Below are 501 nucleotides of genomic sequence, written 5' to 3'. Positions count from 1 at the left end.
CTCCACGGCCTCCCCCCACGCGCCCCAAAAGAACAAGAGCCGAACTTGAGTTGAATCAACCCGCGAAACAAGCGCAGGCGTACCGTGCCGAGGATGTCGCAACCCCAAGGCTACGTGAACCCGATTCGCTCGATCCTGATGCTGGCGGATACCTCGCCACGCACCGTCGCCCGCCTGATGCTGGCTCGTGAACTGGCTGAACGGCATGACGCCGAAGTCACCGCGCTGTTCGCGGCAACACCGCTGCACGCCGAGACCGATGGCCGCTTCGCCGCCGTGGCCGGCGCTGCCGGCATGCTCGAGCAGCCCGACACACGCCAGCTCGCCCGCGAACGCCTGCTGCTCGACATCACCGGCGGCGACGAACTCTCGCGCGTGCGCTGGGCCGAGGTCGTGCGCGAACCCGTGCTGCAGGCCGTCGTCCAGCATGCGCTGTGCACCGACCTGCTGGTGCTCGGGCAGCGCGCCGCATCGACCTCCCCGCATGAGCTGCCGGCCGGC

General features: G+C 69.1%; 1 protein-coding gene. It reads left to right on the top strand.

From position 1 onward, the window contains the following. Positions 1-93: 93 nt before the first annotated feature. A partial coding sequence (locus tag AC1D01_RS38390; protein WP_477875280.1) for an adenine nucleotide alpha hydrolase family protein occupies positions 94-501 on the top strand: 408 nt, incomplete at its 3' end.

The sequence above is a fragment of the Rhizobacter sp. P3_B12 genome (assembly GCF_056402895.1).
The sequence above is the reverse complement of the archived record's forward strand: the minus strand, read 5'-3'. Positions and strand labels throughout refer to the sequence as shown.